This is a genomic window from Phenylobacterium sp., from assembly GCF_035309685.1.
Lineage (GTDB): Bacteria > Pseudomonadota > Alphaproteobacteria > Caulobacterales > Caulobacteraceae > Phenylobacterium.
Genome location: NZ_DATGEX010000019.1, coordinates 62,390 through 77,836, shown reverse-complemented (window position 1 = coordinate 77,836; position 15,447 = coordinate 62,390). Strand labels below are relative to the sequence as shown.

At 69.2% G+C, this 15,447-nt stretch carries 19 protein-coding genes and 1 pseudogene; 13 read left to right on the top strand and 7 right to left on the bottom strand.

Annotated elements, in window-relative coordinates:
• Positions 1-7 precede the first annotated feature (7 nt).
• Complete coding sequence (gene rlmH / locus VKQ35_RS05980; RefSeq protein ID WP_324359537.1) at positions 8-472, bottom strand: 23S rRNA (pseudouridine(1915)-N(3))-methyltransferase RlmH; 465 nt, start codon at positions 470-472, stop codon at positions 8-10.
• Between the two features lie 124 nt (positions 473-596).
• Here rlmH and VKQ35_RS05975 point away from each other — a divergent pair, with 124 nt between their 5' ends.
• Positions 597-749 carry a hypothetical protein gene (locus VKQ35_RS05975; RefSeq protein ID WP_324359535.1) on the top strand — a complete coding sequence of 51 codons (153 nt, stop codon included), beginning with the start codon at positions 597-599 and terminating at the stop codon, positions 747-749.
• Positions 750-798: 49 nt separating this feature from the next.
• Here VKQ35_RS05975 and VKQ35_RS05970 read toward each other — a convergent pair whose 3' ends face one another.
• Positions 799-2,205, bottom strand: a complete 1,407-nt coding sequence (locus tag VKQ35_RS05970; RefSeq protein WP_324359533.1) for a M28 family peptidase — start codon at positions 2,203-2,205, stop codon at positions 799-801.
• A gap of 262 nt (positions 2,206-2,467) precedes the next feature.
• Between VKQ35_RS05970 and VKQ35_RS05965 the strand changes: the two genes are divergently transcribed.
• The gene (locus VKQ35_RS05965; RefSeq protein ID WP_324359531.1) at positions 2,468-3,547 is read left to right on the top strand and encodes a prolyl oligopeptidase family serine peptidase; all 1,080 of its coding nucleotides are present in this window, start codon (positions 2,468-2,470) and stop codon (positions 3,545-3,547) included.
• A gap of 6 nt (positions 3,548-3,553) precedes the next feature.
• Positions 3,554-4,015, top strand: coding sequence for a nuclear transport factor 2 family protein (locus VKQ35_RS05960; protein ID WP_324359529.1), 462 nt, complete (start codon positions 3,554-3,556; stop codon positions 4,013-4,015).
• Here the strand turns inward: VKQ35_RS05960 and VKQ35_RS05955 are convergent.
• The 4 genes from VKQ35_RS05955 to VKQ35_RS05940 all read right to left on the bottom strand — a co-directional run bounded on the left by VKQ35_RS05955 (position 4,012) and on the right by VKQ35_RS05940 (position 7,674).
• Complete coding sequence (locus VKQ35_RS05955; protein WP_324359527.1) at positions 4,012-4,845, bottom strand: hypothetical protein; 834 nt, start codon at positions 4,843-4,845, stop codon at positions 4,012-4,014. The genes VKQ35_RS05960 and VKQ35_RS05955 overlap by 4 nt on opposite strands.
• 91 nt (positions 4,846-4,936) lie before the next feature.
• A complete protein-coding gene (locus VKQ35_RS05950; protein WP_324359525.1) occupies positions 4,937-6,142 on the bottom strand; it encodes a DUF2252 family protein in 1,206 nt (401 codons plus the stop codon).
• Between the two features lie 35 nt (positions 6,143-6,177).
• Entirely contained in the window at positions 6,178-7,299 is a 1,122-nt protein-coding gene (locus tag VKQ35_RS05945) for a hypothetical protein (protein WP_324359523.1), read from the bottom strand.
• 114 nt (positions 7,300-7,413) lie between these two features.
• Entirely contained in the window at positions 7,414-7,674 is a 261-nt protein-coding gene (locus VKQ35_RS05940; protein ID WP_324359521.1) for a hypothetical protein, read from the bottom strand.
• 231 nt (positions 7,675-7,905) lie between these two features.
• Here VKQ35_RS05940 and VKQ35_RS05935 point away from each other — a divergent pair, with 231 nt between their 5' ends.
• From VKQ35_RS05935 to VKQ35_RS05905, 7 genes are all read left to right on the top strand, one after another.
• Positions 7,906-8,271 carry an EamA family transporter gene (locus VKQ35_RS05935; RefSeq protein ID WP_324359519.1) on the top strand — a complete coding sequence of 122 codons (366 nt, stop codon included), beginning with the start codon at positions 7,906-7,908 and terminating at the stop codon, positions 8,269-8,271.
• Positions 8,264-8,713, top strand: a complete 450-nt coding sequence (locus VKQ35_RS05930; protein ID WP_324359517.1) for an EamA family transporter — start codon at positions 8,264-8,266, stop codon at positions 8,711-8,713. The genes VKQ35_RS05935 and VKQ35_RS05930 overlap by 8 nt, the downstream gene beginning before the upstream one ends.
• Positions 8,714-8,751: 38 nt before the next feature.
• The gene (locus VKQ35_RS05925; RefSeq protein ID WP_324359515.1) at positions 8,752-9,672 is read left to right on the top strand and encodes a fatty acid desaturase; all 921 of its coding nucleotides are present in this window, start codon (positions 8,752-8,754) and stop codon (positions 9,670-9,672) included.
• Positions 9,669-10,616 (top strand): fatty acid desaturase, encoded by a 948-nt coding sequence (locus VKQ35_RS05920; protein ID WP_324359513.1) that lies wholly within the window; start codon positions 9,669-9,671, stop codon positions 10,614-10,616. Before VKQ35_RS05925 ends, VKQ35_RS05920 begins: the two co-directional genes overlap by 4 nt.
• Before the next feature lie 54 nt (positions 10,617-10,670).
• On the top strand, positions 10,671-11,630 hold the full coding sequence (locus VKQ35_RS05915) for a helix-turn-helix domain-containing protein (RefSeq protein WP_324359511.1): 960 nt from the start codon (positions 10,671-10,673) through the stop codon (positions 11,628-11,630).
• Positions 11,631-11,739: 109 nt separating this feature from the next.
• On the top strand, positions 11,740-12,027 hold the full coding sequence (locus VKQ35_RS05910; protein ID WP_324359509.1) for a helix-turn-helix transcriptional regulator: 288 nt from the start codon (positions 11,740-11,742) through the stop codon (positions 12,025-12,027).
• A 60-nt stretch (positions 12,028-12,087) separates the two neighbouring features.
• A complete protein-coding gene (locus tag VKQ35_RS05905) occupies positions 12,088-12,336 on the top strand; it encodes a hypothetical protein (RefSeq protein WP_324359507.1) in 249 nt (82 codons plus the stop codon).
• A gap of 25 nt (positions 12,337-12,361) precedes the next feature.
• On the opposite strand, the gene VKQ35_RS05900 is transcribed toward VKQ35_RS05905, so the two are convergent.
• On the bottom strand, positions 12,362-13,087 hold the full coding sequence (locus VKQ35_RS05900; RefSeq protein WP_324359505.1) for a hypothetical protein: 726 nt from the start codon (positions 13,085-13,087) through the stop codon (positions 12,362-12,364).
• A 589-nt stretch (positions 13,088-13,676) separates the two neighbouring features.
• On the opposite strand from VKQ35_RS05900, the pseudogene rplU reads away from it, so the two are divergent.
• The 3 genes and pseudogenes from rplU to VKQ35_RS05885 form a co-directional block, all read left to right on the top strand.
• Positions 13,677-14,066: pseudogene (gene rplU / locus VKQ35_RS05895) on the top strand (50S ribosomal protein L21); the annotation flags it as partial.
• Between the two features lie 326 nt (positions 14,067-14,392).
• Entirely contained in the window at positions 14,393-14,662 is a 270-nt protein-coding gene (gene rpmA / locus VKQ35_RS05890) for a 50S ribosomal protein L27 (RefSeq protein WP_324359503.1), read from the top strand.
• A 124-nt stretch (positions 14,663-14,786) separates the two neighbouring features.
• Entirely contained in the window at positions 14,787-15,332 is a 546-nt protein-coding gene (locus tag VKQ35_RS05885; protein ID WP_324359501.1) for a GNAT family N-acetyltransferase, read from the top strand.
• The last annotated feature ends 115 nt before the right edge of the window (positions 15,333-15,447 follow it).

Here is a 15,447-nt window from a genome sequence, read left to right as displayed (position 1 = left end):
GTCTTCATCAGTCCCGATGATAGGGCGAGCCGGCCAGGATGGTCACCGCTCGATAGACCTGTTCGGCCAGCATGGCGCGCGCCATCGCATGCGGCCAGGTCTGGGGGCCGAAGGCGAGCTTGCCGTTGGCCTTGGCCAGCAGCGCCGGATCCAGCCCATCAGCGCCGCCGATCACGAAGGCCAGGCGGCGCACGCCCCGGTCGCGCAGCGCCGCGATCTCTTCGGCGAAGACGCGGGACGGCCGCGCCTGGCCGTGCTCGTCGCAGGCGATGACATGCGCGTCGGTCAGATGCGGGCGCAGGACGTCGGCCTCAGCGGCCTTGCCAGGTTTCTTCGCCTCGACTTCGATCACCTCGACGGGGCCAAGACCCAGGGCGCGGCCGGCGTTGGTCGCCCGCGCCACATAGGTCTTCGTAAGCTCCGTCTCCGGTGATCGCGGCAGCCGGCCGATGGCGAGGATCGTCAGCTTCACAGGCGCGGCTCCCCGCGCGCTTTGGAGCCAGGAACAGCCTTACGTTGCGGCATTTGGCGGTGCGCCTACGCTATATCCCGCTCCCGCAGTGATTCGGGGGCTGCCCGAACGTGGGAGAGAAACCTTGAAAATCATCACAACGGCGCTCGCGGCCACCCTGCTCCTGGCGGTCTGCGCCAGCGCGGCCTCGGCGCACCCCAGGCATCACCGAATGCACCATCGCGCGATGCACCACCACCACGCCGTGATGCATCACCACCATCACCATCAGCCCTGAGGGCTAGAGCCGGCGGCCCTGGCGTAAGACTGCGCCAGGGCCTGCCGAACTAGGGTTTCGAGCCGGGCGTGCCTGGCGCGGCGGGCGCCGGCGGAGCCTCCTCGTGGGTCCAGCTGCCCGGCGCGCCCGGGAAGACCACCGGACTTTCCCAGCCGTCCGGGCTGAGCGCGCTGACCCCGAAGTACCAGTCGTCGATATTGACGTCCTTCAGCACCGCCTTGCCGCTGGGCGCCGCGTCGCGGGCGTAACGCCACTGCGGGTCGGTGGTGGAGCGCCACCAGAGGCGATAGTGCGCGGCGTCGGCCGCCGGCTGCCATTTCACCGTCGTGTCGGCCGAGACGGCGCCGGAGATGTCCACGTGGGTCGGCGGGGCCGGCGCCATGGCCATCGAGGCCATGGTGATCACGTTCACCCGGGTGACATTGGCCAGGTAGGCGAAGTCGACGCCTTCGATCACGTCGCCGTAGCGGATGCCGTTTTCGGTCCGCAGGTCCTGATGCTGGCGGTTGTAGTTCTCGTTGGCCTCGGTCACCCGCACGGCCGGAAAGCCCGCCTTGATCATCTCCGTCTGGTCGCCGCCGCGGCCGAAACGGTCGGTGCGGTAGACCATGGTGACCTTGAAGTTGCCGAGATAGGTCCCCGCCAGGCCCTCCATGTACCGTGCGATCTGCCGCGACGGCGAATCGACCTCGCCGCCGTTGTAGCGGCGCTTGTCGGCCTCGGCGGGGGTCTCGACGCTCTTGGTGCCCTCGGAGAAGACCCGCACGCGGGTGGTCTCGCGCACGCCGTTGATGCCTTCCGAATTGCCGACGATGTCGTTGTTGAGGTCGGCCTCCACACGCCAGCCCTGCTTGCTCGCGTAGTCGGCGAGCACGTGGCCGCCGTAGAGCCCCTGCTCCTCGCCGGACAGCACCGCGAAGACCAGGGTCGCCGGGAACCTGCGCTTCGACATCACCCGGGCGGCCTCGATCACCGCGGCGGTCCCGGAGGCGTCGTCGTTGGCCCCGGGGGCGTCGGAGGTGAAGTTCTGGACGTCGGTGACCCGGCTGTCGATGTGGCCGGAGATGACGATCACCCGGTTCGGATCGGTGGTCCCCTTCTGGATCGCGAGCACGTCCATCACCTCGGTCGGGTTGGGCACGCGGCGGCCGGTGAACATCTCCGACGGTGTCTCGACGGTCAGGCAGCCGCCGCAATCCTTGGACATGGCCCGGAATTCGGAGGCCACCCAGCGCCGCGCGGCGCCGATGCCGCGGGTGTCGGACTTGGTGTCGCTGAGCGTGTGGCGGGTGCCGAAAGAGACCAGCTTGGCGATGGTCGCATGCTCCTGCTCGGGCGAGACCTGGGCGGCGAGCTCGTGGAGCAGGGCGTGTTCGGTGGGGCTGGGCTGGGCGGAGGCGGCGGTGGCGGTGAGGGCCGCTGCAAGGACGGCGGCGGCGAGGAACAAGGGACGCAAGGGCGGGCTCCAGACTTGAGGCGCGCGACCTTCGCCGTCCGACCAGGCTTACGCAAGGGGACCCGTGCTTAAGTTCATGGTGGCGAGAATGCTCCGGGGTTCGACCGGGTCAAGGACGGCCCTTCGGGCCGCCGCTCCGCGGCGAGCGCGACGCGCTCGTCCTTGACGCGGCCGATCCCCGGAGCCCCAATCTGACCATGGGCCTTAAGGCTCGCTGCATTCTGAAGAATGCCGGCCCGACGGGCGACCTGGGGAGAGCGAAATGCGCCGATGGTTCGGGGTGATCACCGCGGCGGTAGCGCTGTTCGCGGGCAGTCAGGCCTCCGCCGCCGCCCTCAAGGGCGACTGCCCGGACAACTACGTCGTGCACGCCGGCCTCAACACCGATTTCCCGCACGCCGGCGAGAAGCGCGCGTTCCTGGTCTATCCGCCAGAGGGCGACGTCGGGAACGTTCCTATCCCCGCGCCGGTGTTCGTGCCTCTGACCGGGTCGGTCGAGTCGACCATGGACAACCTCACCGTGGCCCGCAGCGGGGCGACATCGCTGATGGCCAAGCAGGGCTTCCTGGTGATCGGGCCGGTGCGCGCCTGCGCCAACCAGGACCCGAACCTCAAGGCCGGCGTCTGCAACGGCCCGGGGCACGACGGCTGGAACTGGAACCCCTGGCGGGAGGGCCGGGCGGCGGGCGTCGCCGGCGAGAAGTTCAAGACCGACGAGGGGCCGGACTCCACCTTCCTGATCGCGGCGGTGAAGTGCGCGGCAAAGTCGTTCCCGGTCGACGCCAAGCGGGTCTACCTGGGCGGCATCTCGTCGGGCGGGACGATGACCAACCGGGCGCTGACCTTCCGCTCCGACTTCTGGGCCGGCGGCCTGCCGATTTCCGGCGAGTGGTACGTGAGCAAGGACGACGGCGGCGCGCTCAGCTTCAACGACGCCCGGGCCTTCGTGGCGAGCGATCCGCACAAGATCTTCCAGGGCCGGGTCGGGCCCTATCCGTTGCCCAAACGTCTGGGTCCGATGATCGTGATCAGCGTCTGGGGCGGCCAGAAGGACCTCTGGGACTGCGGACCGCCGCTGGGGCTGTGCTCCGACTACCGGCCCACGACGCAGGCGGCGAGCAACTATTTCAGCGCCCAGCCGGCGGTGGTGCATGTGGCCTGCACGGCGACCCACGGCCACATGTGGCCGCAGGTGAACACCCAGGCCTTCAACGCCTGGGCGCTCAAGACCTTGGCCTCGCACCCCAAGGGCAGCGACCCGAAGCGCTTCGCGCTGACGCCGCCGCCGGAGGGTTACGCCTGCCAGCTCGGCCGTTTCACCGACCACTATCCGGAGGGCTAGAGGGCCATGCGGTGCGTACTCCTGTCCCTGATCCTTGCGGTTGTTTCCACAGCCGGCGGTGTGGAAGCGGCCCCGAAATGCGCGCCGCCCGGCGCGGCCAAGGACGTCGAGGCCGCCGTGCGCGGCTGGTTCGGGGCCTTCGCGCGGGAGGACTATGCGGCGGGCTATGCCCTGCAGGCGCCGGGCTTCTACGCCTATGACGGCGGCAAGCGGTATGACGGCGCGGCGCTGGGCGAACTGCTGCGCGGCGCCAAGGCGTCGGGGATCCGCGTCGAGTGGAATCTGCACGACATCGACGTGCACGTGGCCTGCGACCAGGCCTGGGCGGCCTGGGTCAACACCGGCGCCAGCGGCAAGGCCGGGGCCCTGCAGCCGGTGACCTGGCTGGAATCCATGGTGCTCCGCTATGAAGGCGGCCGCTGGCGCGTGGAATTCCTGCACTCCGACCGGGTGCGTCCCCCAGGCTAGCGCGGGTAGTAGGGCCGCTGCTGGTAGGCCCAGGCCGGGGGCTCCGACGGCGGCGGCGGGATCTGCTGGCCGTTGTAATAGTAGTACTGCTGGGCGGCGCGCTGCTGGCGGGCCTGGTCGGCATAGGCCCGCTCCTGCGCCTGCTCGGCGTAGGCGCGCTCCTGCACCGCCTTGGCGGCCAGTTCCTCGGCCTGGGCGTTGGCCCGCTGGGCCTCGGCGGCGAGCCGCTGGCGCTCGGCCTCGGCGGCCGCGGTCTGGGCCCGGGCGGTGGCCAGCTGTTCGTCGGCCACGGCCTTGGCGCGGGCGTCGGCGAGCTGGCGCGCGCGCTGGGCGTCGAGCTCGGCCTCGCGGGCGCGGTGCTGGCCGGCCACCTGGGCGCCGCAGGTCTTCAGGTCGGCGATCCCCTGGCCGGCGCCGGCCAGCGAGGCGCTCACCGCCTCGTCCGACAGCCAGGCCACCTGCAGGGTCTTGCCGTGGCGCAGCGCCCCCAGCGTCTCGTCGGAGAGGTTCATCACCGCCAGCCCCTCTTCGCCGGTGCGCTGGACGAGGTTGGAGAAGGGTCTGCCGTCGACGCGGATCGGAAGGAAGGCCTGGCTCGGCACGCCCTCCTTGGCGAAGCGCAGGGCCACGTGGTCGCCATCGGAGATCAGCGCGATGGGCGCGATCGCGCCGGAGCGCGAGACCAGCTCGATGTCGGTGTGACAGGCGGCGTCCTCGGGCGTGATCGCCCAGGCCGAGGCCTCAAGACCCGCAGCGGTCGCTCGGCCAGCCGCCAGCGGTCCCGCAACCGCCGCCGCCACGCCTAAGAAAAGAACCCCAACCCGACGCATTTGACAGCTCCGATAGAGCCGTCCCTCGCGGTCAAGTTACGCCTGAGCGCGCCGCGCGGCTAGAGCCCGGTTTGTCACATCTTCTTAAAGGCTAAGCCGCGGCCTGCAGGGCGTAGCGGCGGCAGTAGTCAAGGTAGGCCGCCTCATGGGTCTGGATCAGCTCGACGATCGCCGACCACAGCCAGGAGGGCGCATCCAGCGTCGCCGAGCGGTTGCGGGCGAGCTCCGTCCGCCAGGCGGTCTTGGTGGCGCTGTCCATCTGGCGGGCGTGGGCGCGGCCGACCACCAGCGCGAGGTAGTGCGCCGCGCGCACCGCCTCCTCACGGCTCAGGCGTTCGATGTCGAGCTTGAGGTCCTGCGGCAGCAGTTCGCGGATCACCACCGACCGGCGCATGAGCTTGCCGGCCATCATCCGCCGCCCCAGGAACGGCGAGAGGGCGCGGGCGCCGGCGACCACGCGTTTGGCGTTGTCGGCCGGCATCTTGGCGCCGGGCGCGGACGGCGCGGCCGCGGCGGTGGCCTCCTTGATATCGATCAGCAGGGTCTCGGTGTGGCCGTGCTCGCCCTCCACCCCGATCAGCACGGCGTAGCGCAGACGGCCGAGCGAACTGCAGCCTTTCATCCAATAGGCCCCGTCGAGCACCTCGATGGCCGCGTCGTCGGGCCGGTGCTGCAGGCCGGTGACCAGCTTACGCAGCTCCTCGTCGTCGGCGAGCGCGTGGATGGCGGTCCGTTCAGCCTCGGAGAGCGGCCAGAACCGCCGGCCAAGCGGGATGGTGGGCCGCGCGTCTTCGATCCGCTCGCGGGCGAGGTCCTTCCAGCGCCGCCGCAGCGCCTGCTTCAGCACGCGGCGGACCTCTTTCGGCGCGTGCTCGTCGTCCGGGGCCAGGGTCTCGCCGGCCAGGCCCGCCTCGTAGCCCTCGACCATGTGCTCGACCATCAGCGCGGTGGTGACGCCGGGCAGGTTGGAGCCGCGCGCGGCGGTGGCCAGCGAGAGCCCAAGGCGGATCAGGTCGTGCGCCGGATTGCCGATCACCGTCTGGTCGAGGTCGCGGATCTGCACCGCCACCTGGCCGCGGGGGCTGGCGATGGGGCCGAGGTTGCCGGAATGGCAGTCGCCGCAGATCCACACCGACGGGCCGTGCGGGACCTTGCCGGCGCTCGCCTGCAGCCATTCGTAGAACTTCGCCGTCGAGCCGCGCACATAGGCGTGCGGCGAACGGGTCATCTTCGTCCGCTGAGCGTCGCGCAGGATCGCGGCGCGCTCTTCGGGTGTCGGAAGCTTGAGCTTGGCCATGCTTCCGGAAGCCGGCCGTGCGCGGAAAGTTCCGCCTAGGCGGCGTAGCTCAGCGGGTGCGGCTCGGCGCCCAGGCCGGACTCGAAGTCCTGCAGCAGTTCGAGGATCTCGCCCTGCGAGGCCATCAGCGGCTTGCCCATCGGGAAGCGGTAGCGCCAGAAGGTGGCGACGTGGCTGAGCGTGCCGGCGCCTTCGCCCAGCGACATGAACATCTCGGGCGAGGCCAGCAGGAAGTCGCGGAACGCCGCGGCATTGCCCTCGGTGAGTTGCAGGAACACCGCGTCATAGGTCTTCAGATAACCCATGACGGCCTTGACCTGGCTCTCCATAGCGGCGCGCAGGCGCAGCTTCATCTCGTCGATCAGCACCATCAGGTCGCGGTCGCGCGGGCCGATGACGCGCAGCTTCATGACCTCGATCAGCACTTCCTTGAGCTTCGGCCAGAGGCTGTTCAGCACCCACTTGTAGTAGAGGAAGCCCTTCCAGGCGAAGATGCCCTCGCGGTAGCTTTCGCCTTCCAGCTGCAGGGTGAGCCGCAGCGGCTCCAGCCGTTCGTCGGTCTTGGAGGACAGGAGCGCCTCGACCAGGCGCCCGGTGGCGCCGCCCGAGCCCGCGCCGCCGTAGGCCAGCTCGATCAGGCGGGCGATTTCGCCCCCCACGAAGCGCTGCATCTTGTCGGCGTCGCCGGGCGAAATATCGAAGTGGCTCGGGCTGATCTCGTGGCCGCGGCGCTTCATGTGCTCGCGCAGCAGAAAGGGGTCGAGCGAGGGCAGTTCGGCGATCGCCTCCAGGATCTCGACGTCGCGGATCATGTCGTCGGCGCCGCCGCGCAGTTCCTCGAGGACCGGCATCCAGCCCTTTTCGCCGACGAAGACGGTGCGGCCGCCCAGCGACAGGTCCGACTTGTCGAACGGCACGATCACCTTGGTGGCGGTGCGGGTGAGACCTTCGAAGAGCTCGGCCTCATCGACCCGCAGGCGGTGCTTCAGCACCACCGAGCCGTTGAGCACGGGGCTGCGGAACAGGGGCTGGGCGCTGTGTTCGGGGTTGCCGGCGTTGCGCACGGCGAGCGCGGCCAGGTTCAGCACGCGGCTGGTCGAGGCCGTCTTTTCGAGGCCGCGCAAGCTTCGGTAGATGCGCTCGTTGGAGCCCGCCACGTGCGACCATCCGGACTAGACGAACCGCTTCTGCGGCCCTGACCGCCCCATGCATCCCATGCAAACCCGAAAGGACCGTTAAAACGGCATAGGACCGGACCGGTCTGACCGCGCTCAATCCGGAGGGCCGACGATGTGGGCGCTGACCTCGCCGGCGGCTGTTTCGCCCTTGATGAACACCCAGGTCATCTCACGGGTCGAGGTGTGGCGGATTTCCACCCCGCCGAACCAGGCGCGGTCGAGGCTGGGGTCGGGGTCGAGACGGATGGCGCTCTCGCCGCCCTCCATGACCAGGCGGGTCAGGTCTTCGACGCAGGCCTCGATCCACAGCACCTCGAAACCGCGGCCGGTGAGTTCAGCCAGCTTGGCGTTCAAGCCGTCCGTCAACCGCCAGGGCGGGGCCTCGGGCTCGTTCGCAACGCGTTGCGCCTGATTCGCCATGCAGCCAACGGTAGCGCTTTGCGCGAAATTGCCAAAGACCGCGTTATCTGAGTAACGCGGGGCGCGGCTTTGGGGCGCAGGTCTGGCCAAATCAGCCGCGGGCGGCCCATGGTCGGGCTCACGTTCGCGCCGCGCCCCGGCGCGCCCCAAAGCGAAAGGCGGTCGATGAGCGGGCTGAGCTGGTTCCTGTTCGCGCTCACCGTGGTGCTCGACGTCTTCGGCCAGACCGCGTTCAAGCTGGGCCTGGACGCCGCCCCGGACGGCGTCGCCGGTCTGGCGTTCTGGCGGGCGGTGGCGACCAGCCCCTGGGTGGCGGCAGGCTTCGCCGGCTACTGCGTCGAGGCGGTGAGCTGGATGTACGTGCTGGGCCATGCGCCGCTCTCCATCGTCGGGCCGATGGCGGCGCTCTCCTATGTGGGCGCGGTGCTGACCGGCCGGCTGTTCCTGGGCGAGCGGCCGAAGGCGCGGCGTTGGCTGGGCGCCGGCCTGGTGACGCTGGGCGCCGGCCTGGTGGGGGCGAGCCTTGGCTGAGATCCTGAAAAGCCGCGCACCAAATGCTCGCGCACTATGGGCCGCCATCGGCGGCTGGGTCCTGTTCATCGTCGTGGAGACCGCGACCCAGGTGGCGTTCAAATACGCCGGCGCCACGCTGGACGACCGCTCTGGGCTTGCGCACCTGGTCGCTCAGGCGCTGTCGACGCCCGTCGTCCTGCTGGGCTTTGGCCTCTATTTCGCCGGCTTCCTGGTTTGGATGACCATCCTGAAGGATGTGGACCTCGGCCGCGCGTTCCCGATGACCGCGATCATCTATGTGAGCACCCTGGTGGCCGCTGTCTTCCTGTTCCACGAGCGGTTGAACCCGACCCGGATCGCGGGCGTGGTGGTGATCGCTCTAGGCGTGGCCCTGTTGGCCTCGGACAGCGGCGCGGGCGACCACAAGCTTGGCGATCCAAAGGAAAACCCGCCGCACTGACGTGCGGCGTTGATGGCGCTATGACGTCTCAGGACACGATGACCGCTCAACCGACCCGCCAGATTTTCAAGGTCAGCGCCTGGGACGCCGTGCCGGCGATCCTGGCGGTGGTTCAGCTCGCGCTCGCCATGGCGCTGTTCGCCGCCTGGCCGGCGCTCGGCTGGCCGGCGCGGATCGGCTGGACAGCGCTCTACGCCTTCAGCGTCGGCTGGAACCTCAATTCCATCGCCCACAACTTTATCCACAACCCCTTCTTCAAGTCGGACGCCCTGAACCGGCTGATGAGCCTGGTGATCAGCCTGGCGCTGCTCTCGCCCCAGACCATGTACCGGTACGTCCACCTGAAGCACCATGCCGGCAACGGCGACCGGCCCGACGAGACCGGCGTCACCATCGACCCCCTGTCGATCTACCAGCATGGCGCGGACGGGAAGGCCGAGCCGATGCTCACCTACGTCTTCCTGGAGTTCTTCCGCGGCGACGCGCCCTTCGAGATCGCCCGCAGAATCGGCGAAAAGCGGCCGAAGGAAGCGGCCCAGGCGCGCTTCGAGTTCTGGGCGGTGATCGGGCTCTATGGCGCGCTGTTGGCCATCGGCGTCTTCACCCACCGCTGGGCCTTCGTCCCGGCCATGGTGGTCGCCAGCTACCTTGGCCAGTGCGTGTCGAACCTGAACGGCTACTACGAGCACCTGGGCGGCAATCCGGACAAGCCGATCGCCTGGGGCGTCTCGACCTATGGGCGGATCTACAACTGGGTGTTCCTCTACAACGGCTACCACGCCGAGCATCACTACCGGCCCAAGATCCACTGGACGAAGATGGTCGCCTTCCACCGCCAGATCGCCGAGGAGCAGGCCCGCGAAGGCGTCACCGTCATCGCCCGCGCCCACTTCCTGGGCTTCCTGGACCCTCAGACCTGGCGTGTGCCGACCGCGCGCCGGCGTAAGGTGGCGGCATGACGGAGACGGTCGCTCCGGCCCGGCGGGCCAAGCCCCAGAGGCGCCCAAAGCCGCATGCGCTGCTGTTCCGCTACTCCGCCTGGGACGCGGTTCCGGCCGCGCTGGTGTTCGTCCACCTGGGCCTGCTCGTCGCGTTCCTGATCTTCTGGCCGCAGATGACCTGGCCGGAGCGGATGGCCGGCGCGGCGGCCTATGGGATCGCCATCGGCTGGAGCCTGGACTCGGTTTCCCACAACTTCATCCACAACCCGTTCTTCGCCTGGGAGCCGCTGAACCGGCTGACCAGCCTGCTCCTGACGCTGGAGCTCGGCACGCCGCAGACCATGTACGGCTATGTCCACATGCGTCACCACGCCGGCAACTCCGACCGGATCGGCGCGGACGGGACCACGGTCGACCCGATCTCGCTCTATCAGTATGGCGCCGACGGCAAGGTCGAGCCGACCTGGTCCTATGTCTTCAAGCAGTTCTGGCGCGACGACGGCCCCTTCACGGTGGCGGCCAAGATCCGTAGCAAACGGCCCAAGGAGGCGGCCCAGGCGCTGCAGGAGTTCTGGGCGATCGTCGGGGTCTATCTGGTCGTCCTGGTCCTCAACTGGAAGTTCGTGCTGCTGCTGGCGCCCTTCTACTACCTGGGCCACTGCCTCTCGTTCCTGATCGCCTGGTACGAGCACGCCGGCGCCGACCCCGACCAGCCGATCGCCACGGGCGTGTCGACCTATGAGCCCCTCTACAACTGGGCCTTCCTCAACAACGGCTACCACGCCGAGCACCACCACCGGCCCAAGGTCCACTGGAGCCGGATGGCGCAGCTGCGCGAAGAGACCCGCGAGGCGCAGGCGGCGGCCGGGGTCCGGACGCTGAGGGTCGCCCACTTCCTGGGGTTCGCGGACTGGAGCGCCCAGAAGGTGCCGACCGCGAAGGCAAAAAACATCGCACGTTAAGCGAATTTCTCGCCAGGGTAGCGAACTGGCCGCGCTTGCGGGCATTATGTGGTCATGGCGACCAAGCTTGACCGCAACCAGGACGACGCCGGCCAAACCTCAGAGAGCCGGGCCTCAGGTGGGCAGACCTCTGGCGGCGCCACCACCGCGTCGGTGACCTATCACCTGCCGGCCGAGCCGCTGCGGGGCGCGATCACCACCTACTACCTGGTCAAGGTGACCGGGCCGGGCGTGGTCTGGGACCAGATCTTCCCGGAGTGGCCGAACTTCCGGATCATCCTGGAGGGCGAATGGAACGCCCACTTCCCCGGCGAGCCCGACCAGCCGGTGCCGACGCTGGGCATGAGCGGGGCGCTGGAGCGGGCGCTGTGGGCCGGCGGGTCGGCGGGCCTGATGGTCGGCGTGGGGCTGATGCCGCAAGGGTGGCCAAGGTTCACCAGCCTTCCGGCCGACGCCACGACCAACCTGCTGCTGCCGCTCTCCGACGTGCTGGGCCCGGTGGCCGACGATCTCTACGCAAAGTTGAAGAGCGCCCATCGCGCCGGCGGCGGCGACGCGGCCCTCTATGCGGTACTGGACGAGGTCCTGGGGCGCGTCATCGCCGACCGGCCCGAGGCCGCGGCGGTGGCGGCGGCGCACGCGGCGCTGCAGGACCCTGGGGTGCAGATGGTCGCCGACTGGGCCGACCGGGTGGGGCTGTCGGCGCGGACGCTGGAACGGTTCTCGCTGAAGTACTTCGGGCTCTCGCCCAAGCGCCTGCTGCGCCGCCAGCGGATCCTCAGAACGCTGGCCGCCATGCGCGACAAGCCGGACGGAACCTGGACCGAGATGCTCGACGCCCAGTTCGCCGACCAGGCCCATTTCATCCACGAGTTCAACTACTACATGGGCGCGACGCCTGGCGCCTACCTGGCCCGCGAGCAGCCGTTCATGGCCGAGGCCTGGAACCGCCGCAAGGCCCTGCTCGGCTCGCCCGTGCAGGTGCTGCAGCCGCCGTCGAAAGCGGACGCCTGAAGCCTTTTTCGGCCCGGCCCTAGCCTGTCGCGAACTTACAATCGGACGTGGCGACAACGCGGTTCACTGACCGCGTTGTTTGGATTCGTTGGATGGGTGGGTGAGTGCGATGCGTGACGATGTGGATGCGATGGTTGGCCGGCGCCTGCGGATGCGGCGCAGACTGCTCGATCTTTCGCAACAGGACCTGGCGAACATCTGCGGGGTGACGTTCCAGCAGATCCAGAAGTACGAGGCGGCCAAGTGCCGGATGCCGGTGGCGACGCTCTGGCGGCTGGCCTACGCCCTGGAGGTCGACGTCAGCTATTTCTTCGCGGGCCTGCTGGACGAGAAGCCGCCCGCCCCGGCGCCGCGCGCCGAGCCGGCGATCGCGGCCACGGCCGGCGCGCTGGGCTAGGCCGAAGGCGCGAACTCGGGTTAGCCTTCGGAAAGCCGCTGCGCACCGAGAGTTAGCCCCATGACTGATGAGCCCAAGCCGCCGGCGCAGGTCGTCCCGCTTTCGGCCCGTCCCCTGATCGCGGACGACATCGAGGACGGTTTCGCCGCCGCGATGAGGCGGATGGCCGCGCCGACGCTGGAAACCGACGAGGCCGATGCCGAGTATACGGCGGCCGAAGCCCTGAAACTGAGCGCGGCGCGGCCCGTGGTTCCCGGGCCGGGCGAGGACGATATGCCGATCCCGATGCCCTACGAGGGAGAGGACTGAGGCCGGGCCGCGGCCTGGCGATCGCTCAAGGCTCGCCCAGCGTGTCGTGGAAGAACGCCCCGATCTTCGCCAAGGCCTCGGCGCGCGGCGTATCGAGGGGCAGGCAGATCGAGGGCGAACCCCTGTAGCCGGTGGGCGGCTTGACGATGTGCAACTGCTCGGCGCTCAACTCCGCCATCTCAAGATCGACGCGCACCTCCCAGTTGACGAAGCGCGCCTGCTGCAGGGCAGACCTGACGGCGGCCTTCATGGCGGGATCGACGCGCGGCTGATCCTCAAGCTGGCGCAGTTCCGCCCAGGCCTTCTGCTCCTCGTTCTGGTCGACGTAGAGCTCGCGAAGGCGGACGTAGAGGCCGCCGAGCTCCGCCTGTTCCTTGTCGGTGAGCAGCGCCACGCGCCCGCCCTGAGCGGCGGCGTCCCAGCCGGCGGTGACCAGGCCCCACTCCTGGGGCCGGCCGATCCAGTGCGGGGCGACGTAGCCCGGCTTGTCGGCGGCCAGCAGCAGGCCGCTCACCTCGTCGAGGCGCCGGTCGATGCAGGCCTGTATCGCGCGGCGGTCGATGAAGTTGTGCAGCGCGGCGCTGAGCTCCGCCCGCGCCGTGGCCCGCGTCTCGTCCGCCAGGCGCAGCTCATGCAGCCGCGCCACCGCCTGTTCGGCGCCGAGCGCGATCAGCACGCCCAGCACGATGATGCCGACCTCCTTCAGGAACTCGCGCCAGCCGTGGATCGGCTTGGGCTTGTGGACGTCCATGCGGCGGCTCCCCCGAGTGGCCTTGGGCCAGGCTTGGTTAGCACGGAGTCCGGCGTTGCGCGCGGGGGTGCGCCGGATCGATCGGGTGGGTGGCGTCCTTCTCCCCTTGTGGGAGAAGGTGGCCTGCGAAGCAGGTCGGATGTGGGGTTTCTCTGAATTTCAGTATCACCCGACGGTCGGTTTCGCGCCGATGGCGGAGCGTGACCCCACCTCCGTCAGCCGTCCGGCCGACACCTCCTCCCACAAGGGGAGGAGGACCTGGAATCTCGCCCGGCCCTCTTTGAGAGGGCTGACCGCCCTTAAACCCCATGGATGATGCGAGCCTGCCGCTCCGGCTCAGTCAAGGCCGCGCTCTTCGGCGCGCCGCTCCGCGGCCGGGCGGAGCCCGGGCCTTGAGTGAGCCGGAGCGGCAGGCAAACTGGCCGCCATGGATTTAAGGGTTAGAATGGCGGCCGCGACCTGGTCAAAAGGCCCCCTCGCGCGTTGACACAGCGCTCCCCATCCGTATAAGTCCCGCCCTCTCGCCCGCGGGCCATCTCGCGGGCGCATTCCGTTTTGCACATAGACAGTGATTTTGAAGGCGCGAACGATGTACGCGGTGATCAAGACCGGCGGCAAGCAGTACCGGGTCTCCCCCGGCGATCTGATGGTTGTCGAAAAGCTCGCGGGCGAGCCCGGCTCGGACGTTTCGTTCGGTGAAGTCCTCATGGTGGGCGAAGGCGACGCGGTCGTCATCGGCGCCCCGACCGTGAAGGGCGCGGTCGTGACCGCCACCCTGGTCGAGACCCGCAAGGGCGAGAAGGTGAAGATCTTCAAGAAGATCCGTCGCCAGGGCTATCGCCGCACCCGCGGTCACCGCCAGCACGAGACCGCCCTGCGGGTCATCGGCATCACCGGCGCCGACGGCAAGACCACCAAGTGGGACGGCAAGGTCGACCTGACCACCAAGGGCGAGCTCGATGCGCGCGCCCGCGGCCTGACCTACATCAGCCCGGCCGCGCAAGCCGAAGCCTACGCCGCCTCCAAGATCCAGACGCCCCGCAAGGGCGCCGGGACCGCTAGAGCCGCGCCGGTGAAGAAGGCCGCCGCGCCGAAGGCGGAAGCCAAGGCTGAAGCGGCTCCGGCCACCGAAGCCAAGGCGGCGCCGGCCAAGAAGGCCGCCGCCCCCAAGGCCGCGGCTCCGGCCGCCAAGGCCGCGGCTCCGGCCGCTGAAAAGAAGGCTGCTGCGCCGAAGAAGGCCGCTGCGGCTCCGAAGAAGGACAAGTCGGCCAAGTAAGGCCGGCTCAAGGGATTTAGGAGAGCACCATGGCTCACAAGAAATCAGGCGGCTCCTCGCGCAACGGGCGCGATTCCGCCGGCCAGCGTCTGGGCGTGAAGAAGTTCGGCGGCGAAGCGGTGCTCGCCGGCAACATTCTCGTCCGTCAGCGCGGCACCAAGTTCTGGCCGGGTGAGAACGTGGGCCTTGGCCGCGACCACACCCTCTTCGCGACCGCCACGGGCGCGGTGCAGTTCACCACCAAGCGTGATGACCGCACCTACGTGAACGTCGTGATGGCCAACGAGACCAAGAAGTAGGCGAACCGCCTTTCTCCGGTTCGCCCACGGGCTGAACCGGACAGACGAACCCAAGCGGGGAGTCCGGACAGCCGGGCTCCCCGCTTTTCGTTTTGGGCCCCGCTTAGAGGGCCGGGAGGTAGATATGTGCGCAGTTGAAGTGACCCCGGTGGTCTCCACGGAACGGCTGATCCTTCGGGGTCCGGTGGTGACCGACGCCCCGGCGATCGCCGGCCTGGTGAACGACCGCAACGTCTCGGGCATGACCGGGATGATCCCGCACCCCTACGGCCTGGCCGACGCCGAGGCGTGGATTTCCCGCGCCCAGGCCATCGACTGGGGCCGCGACGCCAACTGGGTGATCGAGCACCAGAACTTCGGCGTGGTCGGCGGGATCGGGTTCAAGGGCGGCGGCGCCCAGAACAATGGGCGCCCCGAGATCGGCTACTGGCTCGGCCGGCCGTTCTGGAACCGCGGCTACGCCACCGAGGCGGTGCGCGGGGCTTTGAAGTGGGTGAAGCGCGACTGGCGGAAGAACGTCGTCGTCGCCGGCCACTTCGCCGACAACCCGGCGTCCGGCCAGGTGCTCTGCAAGGCCGGCTTCCTCTACACCGGCGACGTGGAACTGCGCCCGTCGGCCGCCCGCGGCGGGGCGGAAGTGCCGACGCGGATGATGGTGTGGCTGGCCTGATCAACCGGGAGGCTCCGTGCTGGCGGGGCCTCCCCTTTTTTGAACCACGGAAAACACGGAAAGAGCACGGAAAGAGGAAGAAGGAAGGCTCAACCACGGACGCACACGGACGCGC

What these genes read in the sequence shown, in the direction of transcription:
- VKQ35_RS05920 (WP_324359513.1), top strand. Translation starts at nt 9,669, where the DNA reads ATGACGGAGACGGTCGCTCCGGCCCGGCGGGCCAAGCCCCAGAGGCGC.
- VKQ35_RS05950 (WP_324359525.1), bottom strand. Translation starts at nt 6,142, where the DNA reads ATGGCCAAGCTCAAGCTTCCGACACCCGAAGAGCGCGCCGCGATCCTG.
- VKQ35_RS05955 (WP_324359527.1), bottom strand. Translation starts at nt 4,845, where the DNA reads ATGCGTCGGGTTGGGGTTCTTTTCTTAGGCGTGGCGGCGGCGGTTGCG.
- VKQ35_RS05910 (WP_324359509.1), top strand. Translation starts at nt 11,740, where the DNA reads ATGCGTGACGATGTGGATGCGATGGTTGGCCGGCGCCTGCGGATGCGG.
- VKQ35_RS05925 (WP_324359515.1), top strand. Translation starts at nt 8,752, where the DNA reads ATGACCGCTCAACCGACCCGCCAGATTTTCAAGGTCAGCGCCTGGGAC.
- VKQ35_RS05935 (WP_324359519.1), top strand. Translation starts at nt 7,906, where the DNA reads ATGAGCGGGCTGAGCTGGTTCCTGTTCGCGCTCACCGTGGTGCTCGAC.
- VKQ35_RS05900 (WP_324359505.1), bottom strand. Translation starts at nt 13,087, where the DNA reads ATGGACGTCCACAAGCCCAAGCCGATCCACGGCTGGCGCGAGTTCCTG.
- VKQ35_RS05905 (WP_324359507.1), top strand. Translation starts at nt 12,088, where the DNA reads ATGACTGATGAGCCCAAGCCGCCGGCGCAGGTCGTCCCGCTTTCGGCC.
- rpmA (WP_324359503.1), top strand. Translation starts at nt 14,393, where the DNA reads ATGGCTCACAAGAAATCAGGCGGCTCCTCGCGCAACGGGCGCGATTCC.
- VKQ35_RS05965 (WP_324359531.1), top strand. Translation starts at nt 2,468, where the DNA reads ATGCGCCGATGGTTCGGGGTGATCACCGCGGCGGTAGCGCTGTTCGCG.
- VKQ35_RS05960 (WP_324359529.1), top strand. Translation starts at nt 3,554, where the DNA reads ATGCGGTGCGTACTCCTGTCCCTGATCCTTGCGGTTGTTTCCACAGCC.
- VKQ35_RS05915 (WP_324359511.1), top strand. Translation starts at nt 10,671, where the DNA reads ATGGCGACCAAGCTTGACCGCAACCAGGACGACGCCGGCCAAACCTCA.
- VKQ35_RS05885 (WP_324359501.1), top strand. Translation starts at nt 14,787, where the DNA reads ATGTGCGCAGTTGAAGTGACCCCGGTGGTCTCCACGGAACGGCTGATC.